General features: G+C 47.8%; 17 protein-coding genes. 5 read left to right on the top strand and 12 right to left on the bottom strand.

Annotation, left to right across the window (positions count from 1 at the left end; genetic code table 11):
• Positions 1-171 precede the first annotated feature (171 nt).
• Entirely contained in the window at positions 172-1,536 is a 1,365-nt protein-coding gene (locus ACO0LF_RS29300) for a CHASE3 domain-containing protein (protein WP_423020597.1), read from the top strand.
• Positions 1,537-1,660: 124 nt separating this feature from the next.
• Here the strand turns inward: ACO0LF_RS29300 and ACO0LF_RS29295 are convergent, their stop codons facing one another.
• Positions 1,661-2,377 (bottom strand): Crp/Fnr family transcriptional regulator, encoded by a 717-nt coding sequence (locus tag ACO0LF_RS29295; RefSeq protein ID WP_423020639.1) that lies wholly within the window; start codon positions 2,375-2,377, stop codon positions 1,661-1,663.
• A 502-nt stretch (positions 2,378-2,879) separates the two neighbouring features.
• Here ACO0LF_RS29295 and ACO0LF_RS29290 point away from each other — a divergent pair.
• Positions 2,880-3,344 carry a glycine zipper 2TM domain-containing protein gene (locus tag ACO0LF_RS29290; RefSeq protein ID WP_423020595.1) on the top strand — a complete coding sequence of 155 codons (465 nt, stop codon included), beginning with the start codon at positions 2,880-2,882 and terminating at the stop codon, positions 3,342-3,344.
• Positions 3,345-3,462: 118 nt separating this feature from the next.
• Here ACO0LF_RS29290 and ACO0LF_RS29285 read toward each other — a convergent pair whose 3' ends face one another.
• The 4 genes from ACO0LF_RS29285 to ACO0LF_RS29270 form a co-directional block, all read right to left on the bottom strand.
• Positions 3,463-3,609, bottom strand: coding sequence for a lmo0937 family membrane protein (locus ACO0LF_RS29285; RefSeq protein WP_423020593.1), 147 nt, complete (start codon positions 3,607-3,609; stop codon positions 3,463-3,465).
• Positions 3,610-3,715: 106 nt separating this feature from the next.
• A complete protein-coding gene (locus ACO0LF_RS29280) occupies positions 3,716-4,957 on the bottom strand; it encodes an AI-2E family transporter (RefSeq protein ID WP_423020591.1) in 1,242 nt (413 codons plus the stop codon).
• 122 nt (positions 4,958-5,079) lie between these two features.
• Positions 5,080-5,265, bottom strand: coding sequence for a CsbD family protein (locus tag ACO0LF_RS29275; RefSeq protein ID WP_423020589.1), 186 nt, complete (start codon positions 5,263-5,265; stop codon positions 5,080-5,082).
• Between the two features lie 300 nt (positions 5,266-5,565).
• Positions 5,566-5,880 carry a BON domain-containing protein gene (locus ACO0LF_RS29270; protein ID WP_423020587.1) on the bottom strand — a complete coding sequence of 105 codons (315 nt, stop codon included), beginning with the start codon at positions 5,878-5,880 and terminating at the stop codon, positions 5,566-5,568.
• Positions 5,881-6,240: 360 nt separating this feature from the next.
• On the opposite strand from ACO0LF_RS29270, the gene ACO0LF_RS29265 reads away from it, so the two are divergent.
• Positions 6,241-7,317: an FkbM family methyltransferase gene (locus ACO0LF_RS29265; RefSeq protein WP_423020585.1), complete on the top strand. Its 1,077-nt coding sequence runs from the start codon at positions 6,241-6,243 to the stop codon at positions 7,315-7,317.
• Between the two features lie 51 nt (positions 7,318-7,368).
• Here the strand turns inward: ACO0LF_RS29265 and ACO0LF_RS29260 are convergent, their stop codons facing one another.
• Positions 7,369-8,592, bottom strand: a complete 1,224-nt coding sequence (locus ACO0LF_RS29260) for a hypothetical protein (RefSeq protein WP_423020583.1) — start codon at positions 8,590-8,592, stop codon at positions 7,369-7,371.
• Between the two features lie 15 nt (positions 8,593-8,607).
• Positions 8,608-10,017 carry an MBOAT family O-acyltransferase gene (locus ACO0LF_RS29255; protein WP_423020581.1) on the bottom strand — a complete coding sequence of 470 codons (1,410 nt, stop codon included), beginning with the start codon at positions 10,015-10,017 and terminating at the stop codon, positions 8,608-8,610.
• Between the two features lie 222 nt (positions 10,018-10,239).
• On the opposite strand from ACO0LF_RS29255, the gene ACO0LF_RS29250 reads away from it, so the two are divergent.
• Positions 10,240-10,842 (top strand): DUF4166 domain-containing protein, encoded by a 603-nt coding sequence (locus tag ACO0LF_RS29250; RefSeq protein ID WP_423020579.1) that lies wholly within the window; start codon positions 10,240-10,242, stop codon positions 10,840-10,842.
• On the opposite strand, the gene ubiG is transcribed toward ACO0LF_RS29250, so the two are convergent.
• Both ubiG and ACO0LF_RS29240 read right to left on the bottom strand, forming a co-directional pair.
• Positions 10,817-11,542 (bottom strand): bifunctional 2-polyprenyl-6-hydroxyphenol methylase/3-demethylubiquinol 3-O-methyltransferase UbiG, encoded by a 726-nt coding sequence (gene ubiG, locus ACO0LF_RS29245; protein ID WP_423020577.1) that lies wholly within the window; start codon positions 11,540-11,542, stop codon positions 10,817-10,819. The two genes, ACO0LF_RS29250 and ubiG, sit on opposite strands and share 26 nt — an antisense overlap.
• A 49-nt stretch (positions 11,543-11,591) precedes the next feature.
• Positions 11,592-11,966, bottom strand: a complete 375-nt coding sequence (locus ACO0LF_RS29240; protein ID WP_423020575.1) for a thiol-disulfide oxidoreductase DCC family protein — start codon at positions 11,964-11,966, stop codon at positions 11,592-11,594.
• A 174-nt stretch (positions 11,967-12,140) separates the two neighbouring features.
• Between ACO0LF_RS29240 and ACO0LF_RS29235 the strand changes: the two genes are divergently transcribed.
• Positions 12,141-12,458 carry a metalloregulator ArsR/SmtB family transcription factor gene (locus ACO0LF_RS29235; protein ID WP_423020573.1) on the top strand — a complete coding sequence of 106 codons (318 nt, stop codon included), beginning with the start codon at positions 12,141-12,143 and terminating at the stop codon, positions 12,456-12,458.
• A 16-nt stretch (positions 12,459-12,474) separates the two neighbouring features.
• Here the strand turns inward: ACO0LF_RS29235 and ACO0LF_RS29230 are convergent, their stop codons facing one another.
• From ACO0LF_RS29230 to ACO0LF_RS29220, 3 genes are all read right to left on the bottom strand, one after another.
• Positions 12,475-13,134, bottom strand: a complete 660-nt coding sequence (locus ACO0LF_RS29230) for a hypothetical protein (RefSeq protein ID WP_423020571.1) — start codon at positions 13,132-13,134, stop codon at positions 12,475-12,477.
• Between the two features lie 180 nt (positions 13,135-13,314).
• Positions 13,315-13,551 carry a DUF2798 domain-containing protein gene (locus ACO0LF_RS29225; RefSeq protein ID WP_423020569.1) on the bottom strand — a complete coding sequence of 79 codons (237 nt, stop codon included), beginning with the start codon at positions 13,549-13,551 and terminating at the stop codon, positions 13,315-13,317.
• Positions 13,552-13,585: 34 nt separating this feature from the next.
• Entirely contained in the window at positions 13,586-13,816 is a 231-nt protein-coding gene (locus tag ACO0LF_RS29220; RefSeq protein WP_423020567.1) for a hypothetical protein, read from the bottom strand.
• Positions 13,817-13,820: the final 4 nt, after the last annotated feature.

Raw genomic sequence — 13,820 nt, 5'->3', positions numbered from 1 at the left:
AATATCGTGATTTACGACACATAATTTGTCAATTCAGGTATTGTTTTTTCACCAGCCATGAGCAAAAAAATTTTACTGATTTAATGAGAAAAATAATGAAAATCCGCATGCTTGATTTTATTTTCTATGGCAATCAATTAGCAATTTCCAGCATAGCTTGAGGAAGCCTTCATGAAAAAATTCACATCTACCTCTATCCCCTTATACATTACGTTTCTCTTTGTGACCTGCCTCTTCATTTTGATCGGCAATGCCTATTCTGCTTATCAGAACCTGGAAAAACTCAAGGCCAATAATGAATGGCTGGAACATAATTGGCGAGTGAAAGACAAGCTCAAGAATATTAATGTGCTCATCATGGATTCTGAGAGTAGTTTGCGCGGCTATTTTATGTCTGGCAATGAAGTTTACTTGCGTCCCTGGGAAATCGCCAAAAGCAAATTAGACAGTGACTTCAAGGAGCTGGAGAGACTCTTGCAAAACCAGTCTGCGCAAGTCAAGAACCTGGCAGAATTGCGCAGACTATATGACAGCAAGGCCAAATTTTTTGAAGATGGTATTTCCACTTATAGAGAATTTGGCCTGACCGGCGTTATAGAACGCGCTAAAGTGGGTGAAGGTCGGGAAGTCATGGATGAAATCAGGCTGCTCGATCTCATCATGGAAAAAGAAGAAAACGAAGTCCTGGCAGACAGGCGTCAGCGCTTTTATACAGAATACAAGGATGCCTTGTTTTTTGGCACGGCCACCAATAGCATAGCCTTGCTGGTGCTGATTCTGTTTTATCGCCTGATTTACCGCAGTTTCTACAAGCAGCGCGGTATAGAAAATGCACTCAAGACTGCCAATGACAATCTCGAAACCACCGTATTAAAACGTACCGAGCAATTATCGGTATTGTCACATCACTTGCTGAACGTCTCTGAAAAAGAAAAAGCCCAGTTGGCGCGCGAACTGCATGATGAGATGGGTTCCAACCTGACTGCGATCAGCATGGATATCTCGGTTGTTACAGAAAAACTCAAGAACAAAGAACCTGAGCTGGCCAAGCAGTTACAAAGAACCAAACGTGCCCTGCTTGACACCGTGGATTTGAAGCGTCGCATTATCGAGGACTTGCGTCCCAGCATGCTGGATAACCTGGGGCTTTCTGCATCGATACAGCACTACTGCGAAGAAACGACAGCAGTGGCCGGCCTGGATTATGCAACCGATATCACAGAAGATTTTGATACCATAGATCCAGCCTGGTCGATTGCCCTGTTTCGTATCACCCAGGAATCGCTGAATAATGTCATCAAGTATGCACAGGCCACCAAGGTCAAGATCAGCCTGAAACGCACAGACAATGGTTTGTGGCTGCAGGTGCTGGATAATGGCATAGGCATGCAAAAAGATGCCTTCACGAAGCCTAAATCACATGGCATTCTGGGTATGCGGGAACGCGCCTTGCTATTGGGCGGCAGCTTTTCAGTCAAGCCTGGCGAAAATAATATAGGCACTGCCATTGAAGCTTTTATTCCCTTCAAAGCATAAAAAAACGCTGCCATGAAAATGGCAGCGTGATTTTTATTTTTTATATCACCTCTAGTGGGTGATTCCTACATGTGTAGGGTGCACATGGTGCACCCTAAAAAACGCAAGCTCACATCATCCAAGCTTACATGCTGGTGCATAAAATCTGATCAAATTCAAGTTTGGAAACACGATAACATTCGCCAGCATGCGCTTCCAGGCCTTCACGATCCAGCATGGTGATATTGCCGCGCTTGTATTGTATCAAGCCTTCATGCTGCAATTTTCCAGCTGCTTCTGTCACGGTTTCACGACGCACGCCTAACATATTGGCGATCATTTCCTGCGTCACTTTCAATTCATTGGTATGCAACCTATCCAGCCTGTCCAGCAACCAGCGCGACAATTGCTGGTCGACTGAGTAATGGCGTCCACATACGGAATTTTGTGCCATCTGCGCAAATAAGGCCTGGGTATAACGCATCAGGATTTGCTGCAGTTTTCCACCTCTGGCATTGGCCTCTTTCAATACAGAAGTTTTCAGTTTATAGGCGTCACCTGCACATTGCACCATGGCAGTACCCAAAGCACGCTCACCCATCAATGCAGAGATACCGAGCAAGCCTTCATGGCCTGTGACGCTGATTTCCGTGATGTCACCATCTGCCAGCACATACAGCAATGCGACGACAGCGGTAGTAGGAAAATACACATGAGATAATTTTTCGCCGTATTCATACAGCTCTTTATCGAAAGGCAAATGGACTAATTCAAGATGAGGGCGGAGAAAGGCCATTTCATCTTCAGGCAGTGCGGCCAGGATATCGTTTTGCATCATGTCGTCAAGTATGTCGACGCCCATGGGAACGGATACTGCGGGAGTGTAATCAATTGAATATCGACGATGCAGTGCGCCACCAGAAGTGATGGATGGGAGTGCTGTCATGGAAATGTGGGTTTGAGTGCTATTCATTTTCGTTCCTCTTTTAATATATTCAACGCAGTACCTGCAATCGTCACGGGGGCAAATCTTCATTTTTCTGGTCCCGGCATCAACTTATTTAACCAGCTTCGTTGATTTCCTTCGACTGATTACACTTTAGTTTTTTTTCGTGGAAAGAGGCATCAGAAAGCCCGGCGGCAACTTGTCCGCTGATCGCGCTGCAGTTTGTAGGTGTGGTCCTACATGAGGAATTTTCTAAGAACAGAAATGGCTGCTTATGTACTTCATGCGTACTTCATGCGCACTTCTTATGTGCATCTAGCTTACTTTCGAATCGATCTAAACAAGGTGCGTTATCGCACCGACCAGAGTAGATAATGGAATTTATGATTCCTCACATGACCAACAGTGGAGAATGATCATGAATATCTACAGGCAAACCACCCTCGCCGTCAGCCTTGCAGCGGCAGCCCTGTTAAGTGGCTGCGGCAGTAACTCGCCATCGATGACGACAGGCTACCCGGCTTCTCAAGTGGCATACGCGAGCTATGGCGTCATCGAATCTATCCAGGTGGTACAAGTATCCAGTAATAGCAAAGGCCCTGGTGCCGGCGCTATTGTGGGCGGTATTGTCGGTGGCATTTTAGGGAACCAGGTAGGAGGTGGCATCGGCAACGCAGCAGCTACGGCAGCGGGTGTCGTGGGTGGCGCTATCGTCGGGAATAACATAGAAAAAAATAATCGCGACCAACAATCTCAGGAGGCATACCAAATCAGTGTGCGCCTGGACAACGGCGCATATCAGACCATCGTGCAAGATAATATTGTCGACCTGCGTGTTGGCAATCGTGTATACGTCAGGGATAATCGCGTTTTTCGCAGCTAGATTGCTACTTGATACTGAGTTTGGGCGTACCGGCCTTAAATAAAAAAAGTCATTCCCATCATAGGGAATGACTTTTTTTTGCAGGTAAAAGCAGGAGCTAATTCTGCATCTTAACTATTCAAACCTTGCGCCCGCTGATGACACGTACCAGCACCATCACGATGGCAACAACCAGCAAGATATGAATGAAACCACCTATGGTATAAGAGCTGACCAGACCCAGCAGCCACAAGATAAGCAAGACGACAGCAATGGTATATAACATGATGCTTCCTTCCTTTTTGAAGTTGAAAAATCTCAAGTAAAAAAATACGTCAATCGACACTACGACACCAGGCTCAATCAAACAACTTTATTCGTTTCATCCTAAATTATTCACTCAATAGTTCTGCCACGGCCTGCATGCCGTCTATGTGCTCTGAAACCACCTTCACAATGACGATGATAGGCACGCCCAGCAACAAACCCCAGCCGCCCCATAACCATCCCCAAAACAAGAGCGAGATGAACACAGCTGCGGTATTCATGCGGGTAATACGCCCTGTCATCCAGGTAGTGACAACGGTACCCACCAGCATGGCAATGGCAATCGATATGCCTGCAACCAGCAAGGCCATGGAGATAGTGCCAAACTGCACATAGGCAATCAGGCAGGCTGCCATCGCCATCAGCAGTGAGCCAAAGTAAGGAATGACATGCAGGAGGCCACTGGTGACTGCCCAGGCTCCAGCGTTTTCCAGACCTATAAAGTGAAAGGCAATCCAGGTCAGCAGGGCCAACAAGCCATTGGTCATCAAAAGCATGAACATATACTGCTGCACTGAAGTATTGATCTTGCTGAGAATTTGCACAGTGATGCGCTTTTGCGTCAACGAAGGCCCCGTAATCTTGACTAATTTGCGCTTGAATTTGTCGCCAGAAAGCAGGAGAAAGAAAATAAGAAACAGCATCATGATGGCCTGCCCTACCAGATCCATGATCCCCAGTGAACCTGCCAGCAGCAATTCACGCAGCTTGAGTACAGGTGTTTCGCTCACTGCTGTTTTCTTGGCCGCGGGCGCAACACCTGTGGTCGCCTGGCTGGTCGCTTTTTCGATTTCGGTGGCGGCTGTCTGCATTTTTTGCATCAAGCCATTTTGACCATATTGCAACTTGCTCATTTCACTGGACAACTTGCGTGTGGCCACAGGCAACTGATCCAGTATGGAATCAAATTCGGCATGCAATGAGCTGACCTGGGTAGCGATGATCGTCATAATGCTGATCATCACCAGCGTCGCCGCAATCACTCGTGGAATGCGCAGGCGTTGCAAAGTATCAACCAGGGGTGACAGGGTATAGGCGATGAAGATACCGAAGGTCAGGGGAATAAAAAACCGCTGAGCTGTACGCAGTGCAAAGACAAAAGCGACGGTTGCCAAAATCGTTAATGCCAACCCCCTGGCGTTGACATGGACACCTGGCAAGAATTGAGGCTGCGTATCTTCAGCAGGCAGGGTTTCTTTTAACTCTGGCTCAGCAACAGGAATATCGGGTGCTTTGTCACTGTCCTTAATTGCAGCCTTAGTTGGAGCCTTAGTTGCAGCAGGATTATTTGGTAGAGGCATGTCCATCGCTCTGTCCATCCATATAATTTATTTTGATTATTGTTGATATGTGACCGGGCGACATTATTTTTGGGAATCTTCAAGCGCTTGCATCCTCAGCCCTGATGCAAGCTCTCAGCGATCAGGCATTAATGTCTATGAGCACTTTTAAATGCATCCTTGATGTTGCCCAGCGCTTTTTGCATACTGCCTTCTACTTGCATGGCAGCTCCCTTGACCTGTTGTTTCTTGCTGCCTATCAGTTTGCCTGCTTCTGACTGGACTTTACCTGCCACTTTCTTTGCCGTGCCTTTGACTTGATCTGAATTCATCATGAAGCTCCTTTTAACAAATGGTTTTGCATAAAATTGACGTGCCGGATTGATGAGCCTTGTGCTGCGCCATCATTTGCATCATAAAAAAGCAGAGGTTTATCCGAGCAGAAACCTGCTGCCAGATGCTGATATCGACAATAATCGACAATAAAAAAACTCCGCAGTCAGCGAGGTCACTGCATGCGGAGTAGATGACAATCATGTCTGGCTGTCACATGATTGCCGGTAAGTGAGTAAGTGCGGCGCATGCTGCAATTGCCCAGACCAGCGCCAGCTCCACACATTTAACTATTCACTAAACTATTTCACACGTATATCGTTTTTGACCGATTTAACGCCTTTGACATCGCTAGTCACACTGGCAGCCTTGCCAGCGGAGGCTGGATCAGCCACAAAGCCACTCAATTGAACTACGCCTTTATAGGTTTCCACATTGATTTCAGTTGCTTTGAGATTGGGGTCATTGAGGATGGCTGCTTTTACTTTGGTAGTGATGACGCTGTCATCAATATATTCACCGGCACTTTCCTGCTTGGAAGTGGAAGCGCAGCCCATGGTAATCAGAAGGATGCTTGCCAGAAAAATTCCCATGATATTTTTTACGAAGTTATTCATTTTTATACTCCTTGATCAGGTTTCGGTTATCAATATTTCAGTTAAAGGAATTGCTATAGAGATGCTTGAAAATGCGCCACATGAAAATCATGAGCAAGGGAATGGAAACTGGTTACAACAATTTGGAACACGCCAGCAGCTTCTATCCCGACTTGTCTTTTAAGAGCAAGGCATGGAATGTATCGTAGCAGCCACGCTAATAGTGAGATATAGGACACCGGACCGCCGTCTTGTAGGACTAGAAGAAATGCTCAGCGCAAAATGGATAAACATTTACAGGTAAAAAGAGGCCAGGATTAAGAGGCCAGGATTTATAATCCAAGCTAAACACCCCTAATGTCCCACTTTAACGAAGATATAATGATGCTTAAGAAACTGTTCTCCAGATCTGCACCTCCCACGCTGGTCGAGCCTGAACAAATTGCAGCAGTTGCGCGTGTCGGGGCCAATTCCATCCAAAAATTTGGTGATTGGACTTACGAAGAGCACACGACCACTGAAGATATTTTCCACTGCTTTCGCCTCATTTTGGGCCGAGCCCCCAATCCAGAAGAATGGCCAGGTCATAGTGGTCAGGCTGGGCAACCCCTGGATGCGGTGGTTTCTTCCTATTTGAATTCACTGGAATTTGCCCAGCGCCAGGAGAAATTGTCTGTCAAGCGCGACGTTAGCGGCATTCAAAAAGTCGAGGTGAATGGATTACCGATGTTTGTAGACCCGGAAGACCTTGACTTGGGCCAGCCTTTGATACACGGCGAATATGAGCCGCATGTCAGCAAAATTTTTAAGGCGCATGTACAGGCGGGTATGGCAGTACTTGATATTGGTGCCAATATTGGTTACTACAGCATCATGGCTGCCTCCTTGACGGGCAGCACTGGCGTGGTCTATGCCGTTGAGCCGAATACCAATAATGTCAAATTCATAGAGTTGAGCAAAAGGGAAAATGGTTTTGCTCAGATTAAAATTATCAACAGCGCGGCTGGTGAAGATTTTGATATCCTGAGCCTCAATAGTTCCTATAGCAATGGAACGACTGCCCACTTATCAGAAGACCAACACGCCTTGATGAAAAGTACCGTGGTTGCTTGCATGCCATTGGACCATCTCATTCCTGCAGACAAAAAAATTGACCTCATCAAAATTGACATTGAAGGTTTTGAATACAGGGCCTTGCTTGGTGCCAAAACCTTGCTGTCCAAATGGCATCCCACCATCATCAGCGAATTTAGTCCTGATTTCATGCCACTGACAGGCGGCAATGACGGACCCACTTATTTGCGCTTTTTGTTTGATCTGGGGTATACCGCCGCAATCATCCAAAAAACGGGAGACTTGCTTGATGCTGGCAATGATGTGGATAAAATCATGCACTTTTACAAGGATTTTGGCGAAGATCACATTGATCTTTTATTCAGCCACAGCGCACAGAGTTAATTCATGCGGGCAAGGCTGCAGCTTGCCAACTAGCTGCTCCCTGCAGAGAAATTATTGGCCCGCCTTGAGCAAGGCTCCTGCATATCTCTCAAAATAAGAGACGGATGCGTCATGAAATACATACAATATCTGGTCTGGCGCATAGTCATTTAGTAAGATCTGTCTGAACCTGATGCGCTCTTTTTCACTGAGTTGATTGATGTCGTTCACAGAGACATGCCAGACTTCAGCATAGTATTCAGAGAAAAAACCAGCGATGCCATGGCCAAATGAATCCGTAATCATGAGTAGTTTGGGACCTTTTCTGTGCTCATGGCGGTAGCGTGTAACATCCCCTATCTTGCTGGCGGTATCAACAAATTCCGGGAAGCAGGCCACCCCTTCGCATGCGCTGATACCCAGCTTGACATAATCAGGATCATAGGTAGGCACCATCAGCGCTACGCCCGGCAAGAATTGCTGCATATCAGATGCGACATCATGCAATGTCGTCGTCAGTGTTAGCAGCCTGTTGCGATGCAGGTATTTTTCTGCGACCAGTTGCGCTACAGGTTCTGGTCCATTGCCAGTCCAGTGAAAAGTAGTCTTTGGAAATACTGCCGTACTGGCTTTGAGTGCCTGCATTTCTGCCAGTGGATAAATGACCTTGTCTTTTAACTCCGGCAGAGCTTGCAATGCTGTGACTATGCCTGGCAAAGTCGGCGTATATTGCGCGCATTGCTGCTGTAACCAGTCTGGTAATTTATCGGCATACACCACGGGCTTGGTCGGTGCCAGCAATAAATAACTTTCTGCTTTAGTCTGTACCGCCATCTGCATAAAGCCCGAGGCTGTCCTGACAATCTCTGCCCGGTCTTTTTGTGTGACGTTTTTTCCACATAAAAAATCCACCATGGCCAAAGGCGTATTGGCAGCATGTGAGTTAAAGAAGAGATAACCATCTTTACCCGCAGTCAGCTGTACGGCATTGACATCGCCGAGCAGGTAATAGCGCAGTTGGTTATTCCATGCCACCAGCTTACTCCTGAGACCGAAATGATCATTCAGATAGGCATCGACTGCTGCGGGGAACTTCAAAGTATCCGTCAATGTGTGTGGCAATAAGGGCTTGGCAGCAAGTGCGCGGTTTTCTGCACTGGTGCCAGGCATTTTCCCACTGATATGGACCAAAGCCGGAGTAAGCAATATGCCCAAGAAAATAATAATGAAAACAATACGCCCGTAATAGCGTCTTTGTGTGTTGCTTGCCACACTGGCTGCGCTGGAATTTTTCATGCTCATCATCCAGCCTTAGAAACGGAAATAAATAAAGGGGTTATAAGCACCCGTGGCAAGACTGATCGCCGACAACACGAAGAGCATCAGACTGATCGCAGGAGCAAATATCCTGGTTTGTGCCTGTGGCTTGTTGAATGCTTGCAGGATTGGTGTTGATACCAGCAAGCCAGCAATCAGGGCGGTGATTACTGTCCCATTCAAGAAGCGCATGGCTAGGGCAAGCGCATTATCTGCTGGCATGCCACCTGCCATGGCCCACAGATAATGCAGGGCTTGCGTAAAGCTGTCACAGCGAAAGAATACCCAACCCACCATGATGACCAGGATGGTATACACATGCCTGAACAGTCGGGGCAAGGCCAGCAAGGTTTTTTGCAAACCTATGCGTTCCAGTACCAGAAATGTCCCGTGATACAGGCCCCAGGCAACAAAGGTCCAGCTTGCCCCATGCCACAGGCCACACAGGAAAAAGACGATGAACAGGTTACGATAGGTCGCCATGCTGGAACCGCGATTCCCACCCAGGGGTATATACAGATAATCGCGGAACCAGCGTGACAGGCTAAGGTGCCAGCGCTGCCAGAATTCAGTAATTGATTGCGCTATATAAGGATAATTGAAATTGCGCGGAAAGCTAAAACCCGTCACCAGGCCCAAACCTATCGCCATATTTGAATAGCCAAAGAAATCAAAATAGATTTGCAAGCTATAGCAAGTGATGCCCAGCCAGGCTGTGGCCAGGCCCAGTGCTTCTGGTGCAAGTGAAAATATCTGATCCGCGGGCAAGGCCACGCTATTGGCGATCAAGACTTTTTGTGCCAGCCCGAGAATGAAGATCTTGATCCCCAGTTCCACCCGGCGCAGCGTATGCTGACGCTGGTGCAATTGCCTGGCAATGGTGGAATAGCGAATGATAGGCCCGGCTATCAGTTGCGGGAACATGGTGATATACATGGCCAGCGCCAGCAGGCTCTTTTCATGTCTGGTCTTTTTGCGATACACATCCACCAGATAGGAAATTGCATGGAAGGAAAAGAAGGAGATCCCCAGGGGTAAAGTAACGGCCTCCACAGCGGGTATATCGATACCCAGTTTAGCCAGCAAGGCGATGACACTGCTCAGGGCAAAGTTAAAGTATTTAAAGTAAGCCAGCAAGACCAGGTTAAAACCTATGCCGGCGATGAAAACTGCTTTTCCAGTCCCCCCTTTTTCTTGCGCCCTGCCCATGCCCAGTCCGCACACATAATTGAGCAAGATGGAAATCAACAGCAATGGCAAGTTCTTGGGTTCACCCCAGGCGTAAAAAACCAGGCTGGCAACCAGCAAGACCGTATTGCGCAGCATGCGAAATGGCAGCGCAAAGTACAAGACGATAAATAAGGGTAAAAAATAAAATAAAAAAGTGACCGTACTAAAAACCATGTCTTGTACTTTCTGGTAGTCGCACCTGCCTGCGGCAGGGATGGCATAGGCAAATTGTGGGTTTGGTGCGGGATTTTAATGCCAGAAGCAAGAAAAAAGAAGCAGAAACCTGGTTCTCCGGGCAAGCCTGCATTTTACTGCGCCAGAAGTAGCTATAAAAAGAAATCATGAGCGCAAGCTCAAAGCCTGTACTTTTTCAGTTTCAGATTTACAATAGCCCGCATGTCGCCAGAAAACCCTAGTCCTTCGCCACCTGTCACCTCAGCACAAACCTGGTTTGGTGAGGCATTTCAAGATTTGCATCCCCTATTGCAGCAATTGCATATCACGGGTGGCACGCTGGAAGGCGAAATCGAGATCAAACTGGGTAAGGGTCTGGCAGGTTTTATAGGGCGCAGATTGGCGAAAAAATTGGGCGTACCGACCCGACACACGCACTCTGGCTATAAAGTCAGTATCAGCCACCAGGGTGGTAAATTAATCTGGACCAGGCGATTCACTGCAGCAGATGGCCGCTCTGAAGAACTGGTGACCGTGTTTGCACCGCATGGTGTATATCCTCAGGGTTATTGGCAAGAGAGTACGGGGCTCATGCATTTCCGTCTGACAGTCGACATCCTCAATGGCGGCTGGAACTGGCGTGTACTTGCTGCCAGTCTGCACGGCATACCTATCCCTGTGCGACTATTTCCGCAATCACTCGCCTATAAATGCATAGAAGATGGGCGCTACCGCTTTTACGTGGGCTTTGTGATGCCAGGGCTAGGTTTGCTGCTCAGTTATTCAGGCTTGCTCACACTTAAACCGGCAAGGGTTTCTGCATAGCCAGCAAATAACCCACGCCCATAAAACCATATAGTCTAAAGTTTTGCGTCAGCGGGTTGTAGCCCAGGCCACGCTGTTCTTGCAATACCAGACCGGCAGCCCCTGCCATCGCCAGCAACTCAGAGGGTTTGATGAAGCGCGCATATTGGTGCGTGCCTTGCGGTAGTATGCGCATGAGATATTCCATCGCCACGATCGCCAGTGTATAACTGAGGGGATTGCGGTTGATGGTAGAAAAAAATACCCAGCCTCCTGGTTTAAGCATGTCGCTACAAGCCTGAATAACGGCAGAAGGCGACGGCACATGCTCCAGCATTTCCATGCAGGTAATGACATCATAGTGTCCGGCATGTTGCTGCGCCCAGCTTTCTGCACTGCTTTTGACATAAAGCACATCCACGTCCTGGCCTTGCGCATGCCATTGCGCTATTTGCAAAGCTTTGTCGGCCAGGTCTATGCCTGTGACTTGCGCCCCCTTGCGTGCCATGGATTCGGCAAGTATTCCACCACCACAGCCTATATCCAGCACTTGTTTGCCAGCAAGCTGGGCCAGGCTGTCTATCCATTCCAGCCTGTGCGGGTTAATTCTGTGCAGGGGTTTGAATTCTGAAGTTTCATCCCACCAGCGACTCGCCAGACTATTAAAGCGGGCCAACTCTGCGGGGTCTGCATTACTTTCTGTCATCTCTGTGGTGCTCATGCTGTTCTCCATGATGAAATGAGTGTCGTTTAATCTATCTTTAACCGCGCTACCAGTGCCCGCGTCTGCGGTTCCAGCGGTACAGGTATCTGGCGATGAAGTTATACAGGGGGCGGGTCAAAAAACCCAGGCGTAGTGTCAGCCATGCAATGCTGTGCCTGCCATTAGTGTGTGACCAGAGTTCAGCCAGTGCTTGTTCACCTATCAGTATCTCGCCATTCGCCCTGCGCAGGTGCAGGCGTTCACGCACAGCTTCCAGCTCGCTATTGATGTCGCTGACAGCATCTGGTTGCGTATGTATGTCAACCCAGTTGATATTGCATGCCTGCATACGCAGCCGCTGGTCCCGTATGCCTGCATCACAAACGGGACAGGCGCTGTTGTAGTAAACCGTAGTGCTGTCCTTGCTTTTTTCCGATGCCATGATAATTCACCTATCTTCACTGACCTTCACTGATCTTTTTTAAGTAGATGATACAAGCATACACGTTATTTAGCTAAATGTCTAATTACCTAATTAACTTCTCCAGTTAGCTGCAAAATGCTATGATGAATTATTTGCTTCTATCTGCTCTTGTTTGTTTCTTATTTGCTTATCATGGAAAAAGTTTTTGAAGCCCTGGCCTCGACGCCACGCCGGAAAATCCTGGCTTATTTATCCGAGACAGAATTGTCTGCGGGTGACATTGCTGCACGCTTCGAAATGACCAAACCCTCATTGTCCAAGCATTTGCGCATACTGGAATCGGCAGGCTTGATTGCCAGCGACAAGCGTGGACAATTTGTATTCTATCGCTTGCAGGGAGATAATCTGGCCAACACCCTGGCCTCTTTCATGCAGGCAGTGTGCCCGGTATCCAAAGCCTTGAAAAAAGAAAGCAAGGCTTTGGCAGCCAAGAAATTAACAGAGAAATAATACAAACCGGTATCGATTATTCAGTCAATTCCAATTCCGCTTGCGCCTCCTCTGCGGCAGACCTCATTGATTGGTAGATAGCCAGCATCGCCTGATCCGACGGTAAGTCATTTTTGCTTACAAATAATTTTTTGACCAAATACGACATACGGTTTCTCTGGAAGTCGTCGTAGACATTTAATATCCGTTCTACCGTTGCTGCCTGGGCCTGCAACTCCTGCTCCACCATGGGTGAAATCCAGTCTGTGCGCCAGGCGATGTCGCCGCCATCGTTCATGTTCAGCGTACCGAGGACAGGGCTGGTGCCAGAAATTTCACAAGCCAGGGCATGGGCAAAATCTTCGGCATAAAACTTTCTTAAAGTCCCCAGACCAAAATCGATGAGGTATTGTTCATCGACGATGCAAACCGCATGTCCTTCCCTCTGATTGTCATGGACAAGACCCTTATAGCCTATATAGAAAATACCATTGTTTTGACGTATCTCTGCATAGCAGCCTTGTACCCGGGCGGTATAGCCTTTTTCTGAGAGCAATTGCGCCAGCATGGCTGACATGGCAAAGCAGCTGCTGCCGTATTGCTGGAAAAAATCGAGGATTTCAAAATCGTCGGCAATCTGTCTCAAGATATGGGCCAGCTTGCGATCTTTTACTACGTGAAGAAATGCGGTGTTCATTATTGCGAGGGATACAGCACATGGCGATGGCGCCATGCATTACTGATGAAACTGTTTGCGGGGCGCAATAATATAAAACTGGCGATAGCGCATGGGTGAGAATTCGTAATGACTTGTAAGCAGATGTTTCAACTCATTTGCTGCTATCGCGCACCGTGAGTGACACTGTTCAATGCCAGATCAGCGCGGTACTTCTACCAGCATGCCCGTCAAGCGCCTGACTAAAGGCAAGACCACCAGCAAAGTAGGGAAAGCAACCAGCCACGACAAGGCCCAGGAGCCCATCCAGATTTGCACTAAATGATCTGCCAGGCCTACGCTGCGCAAGGTACTGATGAGCGACACGATAAAGGTCATCAATATGGACAAAAAGAAGGGCATGACCAGGGCGGCATAGCGTGCAGGCAATTTACGCATGGGGTAGCAGGCGAGATATTTTCTTGAGTTTTTATCAAAGTCCAAAAAGCCAAGCAGTTACCAGGTAAGCAGCTTTGCTGCGTCGATTGACGTCAACACCGGCAGCAACTTTCATGGCTGGCTTGGAAACCCAGTGTAATTGTCTGACAGGCAAATGTAAACGATGGAATATCAAAAACATAGGCTTGCCAGCAAGCCCTTGTTGCGTGTAAGTTCTTGGCTTTCTATTGCTCTCCATTGCTGCCTCTTCATCATGATTCCCCAAGAAA

It is taken from the genome of Undibacterium sp. Di27W (assembly GCF_049340345.1).
GTDB lineage: Bacteria > Pseudomonadota > Gammaproteobacteria > Burkholderiales > Burkholderiaceae_D > Undibacterium.
This window is presented reverse-complemented; position numbering and strand designations above follow the sequence as displayed.

Bases quoted from the DNA above. Each gene is read 5' to 3' on its own strand.
- ACO0LF_RS29235 (WP_423020573.1), top strand. From the start codon at position 12,141: ATGGAAAAAGTTTTTGAAGCCCTGGCCTCGACGCCACGCCGGAAAATC.
- ACO0LF_RS29300 (WP_423020597.1), top strand. From the start codon at position 172: ATGAAAAAATTCACATCTACCTCTATCCCCTTATACATTACGTTTCTC.
- ACO0LF_RS29230 (WP_423020571.1), bottom strand. From the start codon at position 13,134: ATGAACACCGCATTTCTTCACGTAGTAAAAGATCGCAAGCTGGCCCAT.
- ACO0LF_RS29255 (WP_423020581.1), bottom strand. From the start codon at position 10,017: ATGGTTTTTAGTACGGTCACTTTTTTATTTTATTTTTTACCCTTATTT.
- ACO0LF_RS29260 (WP_423020583.1), bottom strand. From the start codon at position 8,592: ATGAAAAATTCCAGCGCAGCCAGTGTGGCAAGCAACACACAAAGACGC.
- ACO0LF_RS29295 (WP_423020639.1), bottom strand. From the start codon at position 2,377: ATGGGCGTCGACATACTTGACGACATGATGCAAAACGATATCCTGGCC.
- ACO0LF_RS29270 (WP_423020587.1), bottom strand. From the start codon at position 5,880: ATGAATAACTTCGTAAAAAATATCATGGGAATTTTTCTGGCAAGCATC.
- ACO0LF_RS29280 (WP_423020591.1), bottom strand. From the start codon at position 4,957: ATGGACATGCCTCTACCAAATAATCCTGCTGCAACTAAGGCTCCAACT.
- ACO0LF_RS29240 (WP_423020575.1), bottom strand. From the start codon at position 11,966: ATGGCATCGGAAAAAAGCAAGGACAGCACTACGGTTTACTACAACAGC.
- ACO0LF_RS29290 (WP_423020595.1), top strand. From the start codon at position 2,880: ATGAATATCTACAGGCAAACCACCCTCGCCGTCAGCCTTGCAGCGGCA.
- ACO0LF_RS29250 (WP_423020579.1), top strand. From the start codon at position 10,240: ATGTCGCCAGAAAACCCTAGTCCTTCGCCACCTGTCACCTCAGCACAA.
- ACO0LF_RS29225 (WP_423020569.1), bottom strand. From the start codon at position 13,551: ATGCGTAAATTGCCTGCACGCTATGCCGCCCTGGTCATGCCCTTCTTT.
- ACO0LF_RS29265 (WP_423020585.1), top strand. From the start codon at position 6,241: ATGATGCTTAAGAAACTGTTCTCCAGATCTGCACCTCCCACGCTGGTC.
- ACO0LF_RS29285 (WP_423020593.1), bottom strand. From the start codon at position 3,609: ATGTTATATACCATTGCTGTCGTCTTGCTTATCTTGTGGCTGCTGGGT.
- ubiG (WP_423020577.1), bottom strand. From the start codon at position 11,542: ATGAGCACCACAGAGATGACAGAAAGTAATGCAGACCCCGCAGAGTTG.
- ACO0LF_RS29275 (WP_423020589.1), bottom strand. From the start codon at position 5,265: ATGATGAATTCAGATCAAGTCAAAGGCACGGCAAAGAAAGTGGCAGGT.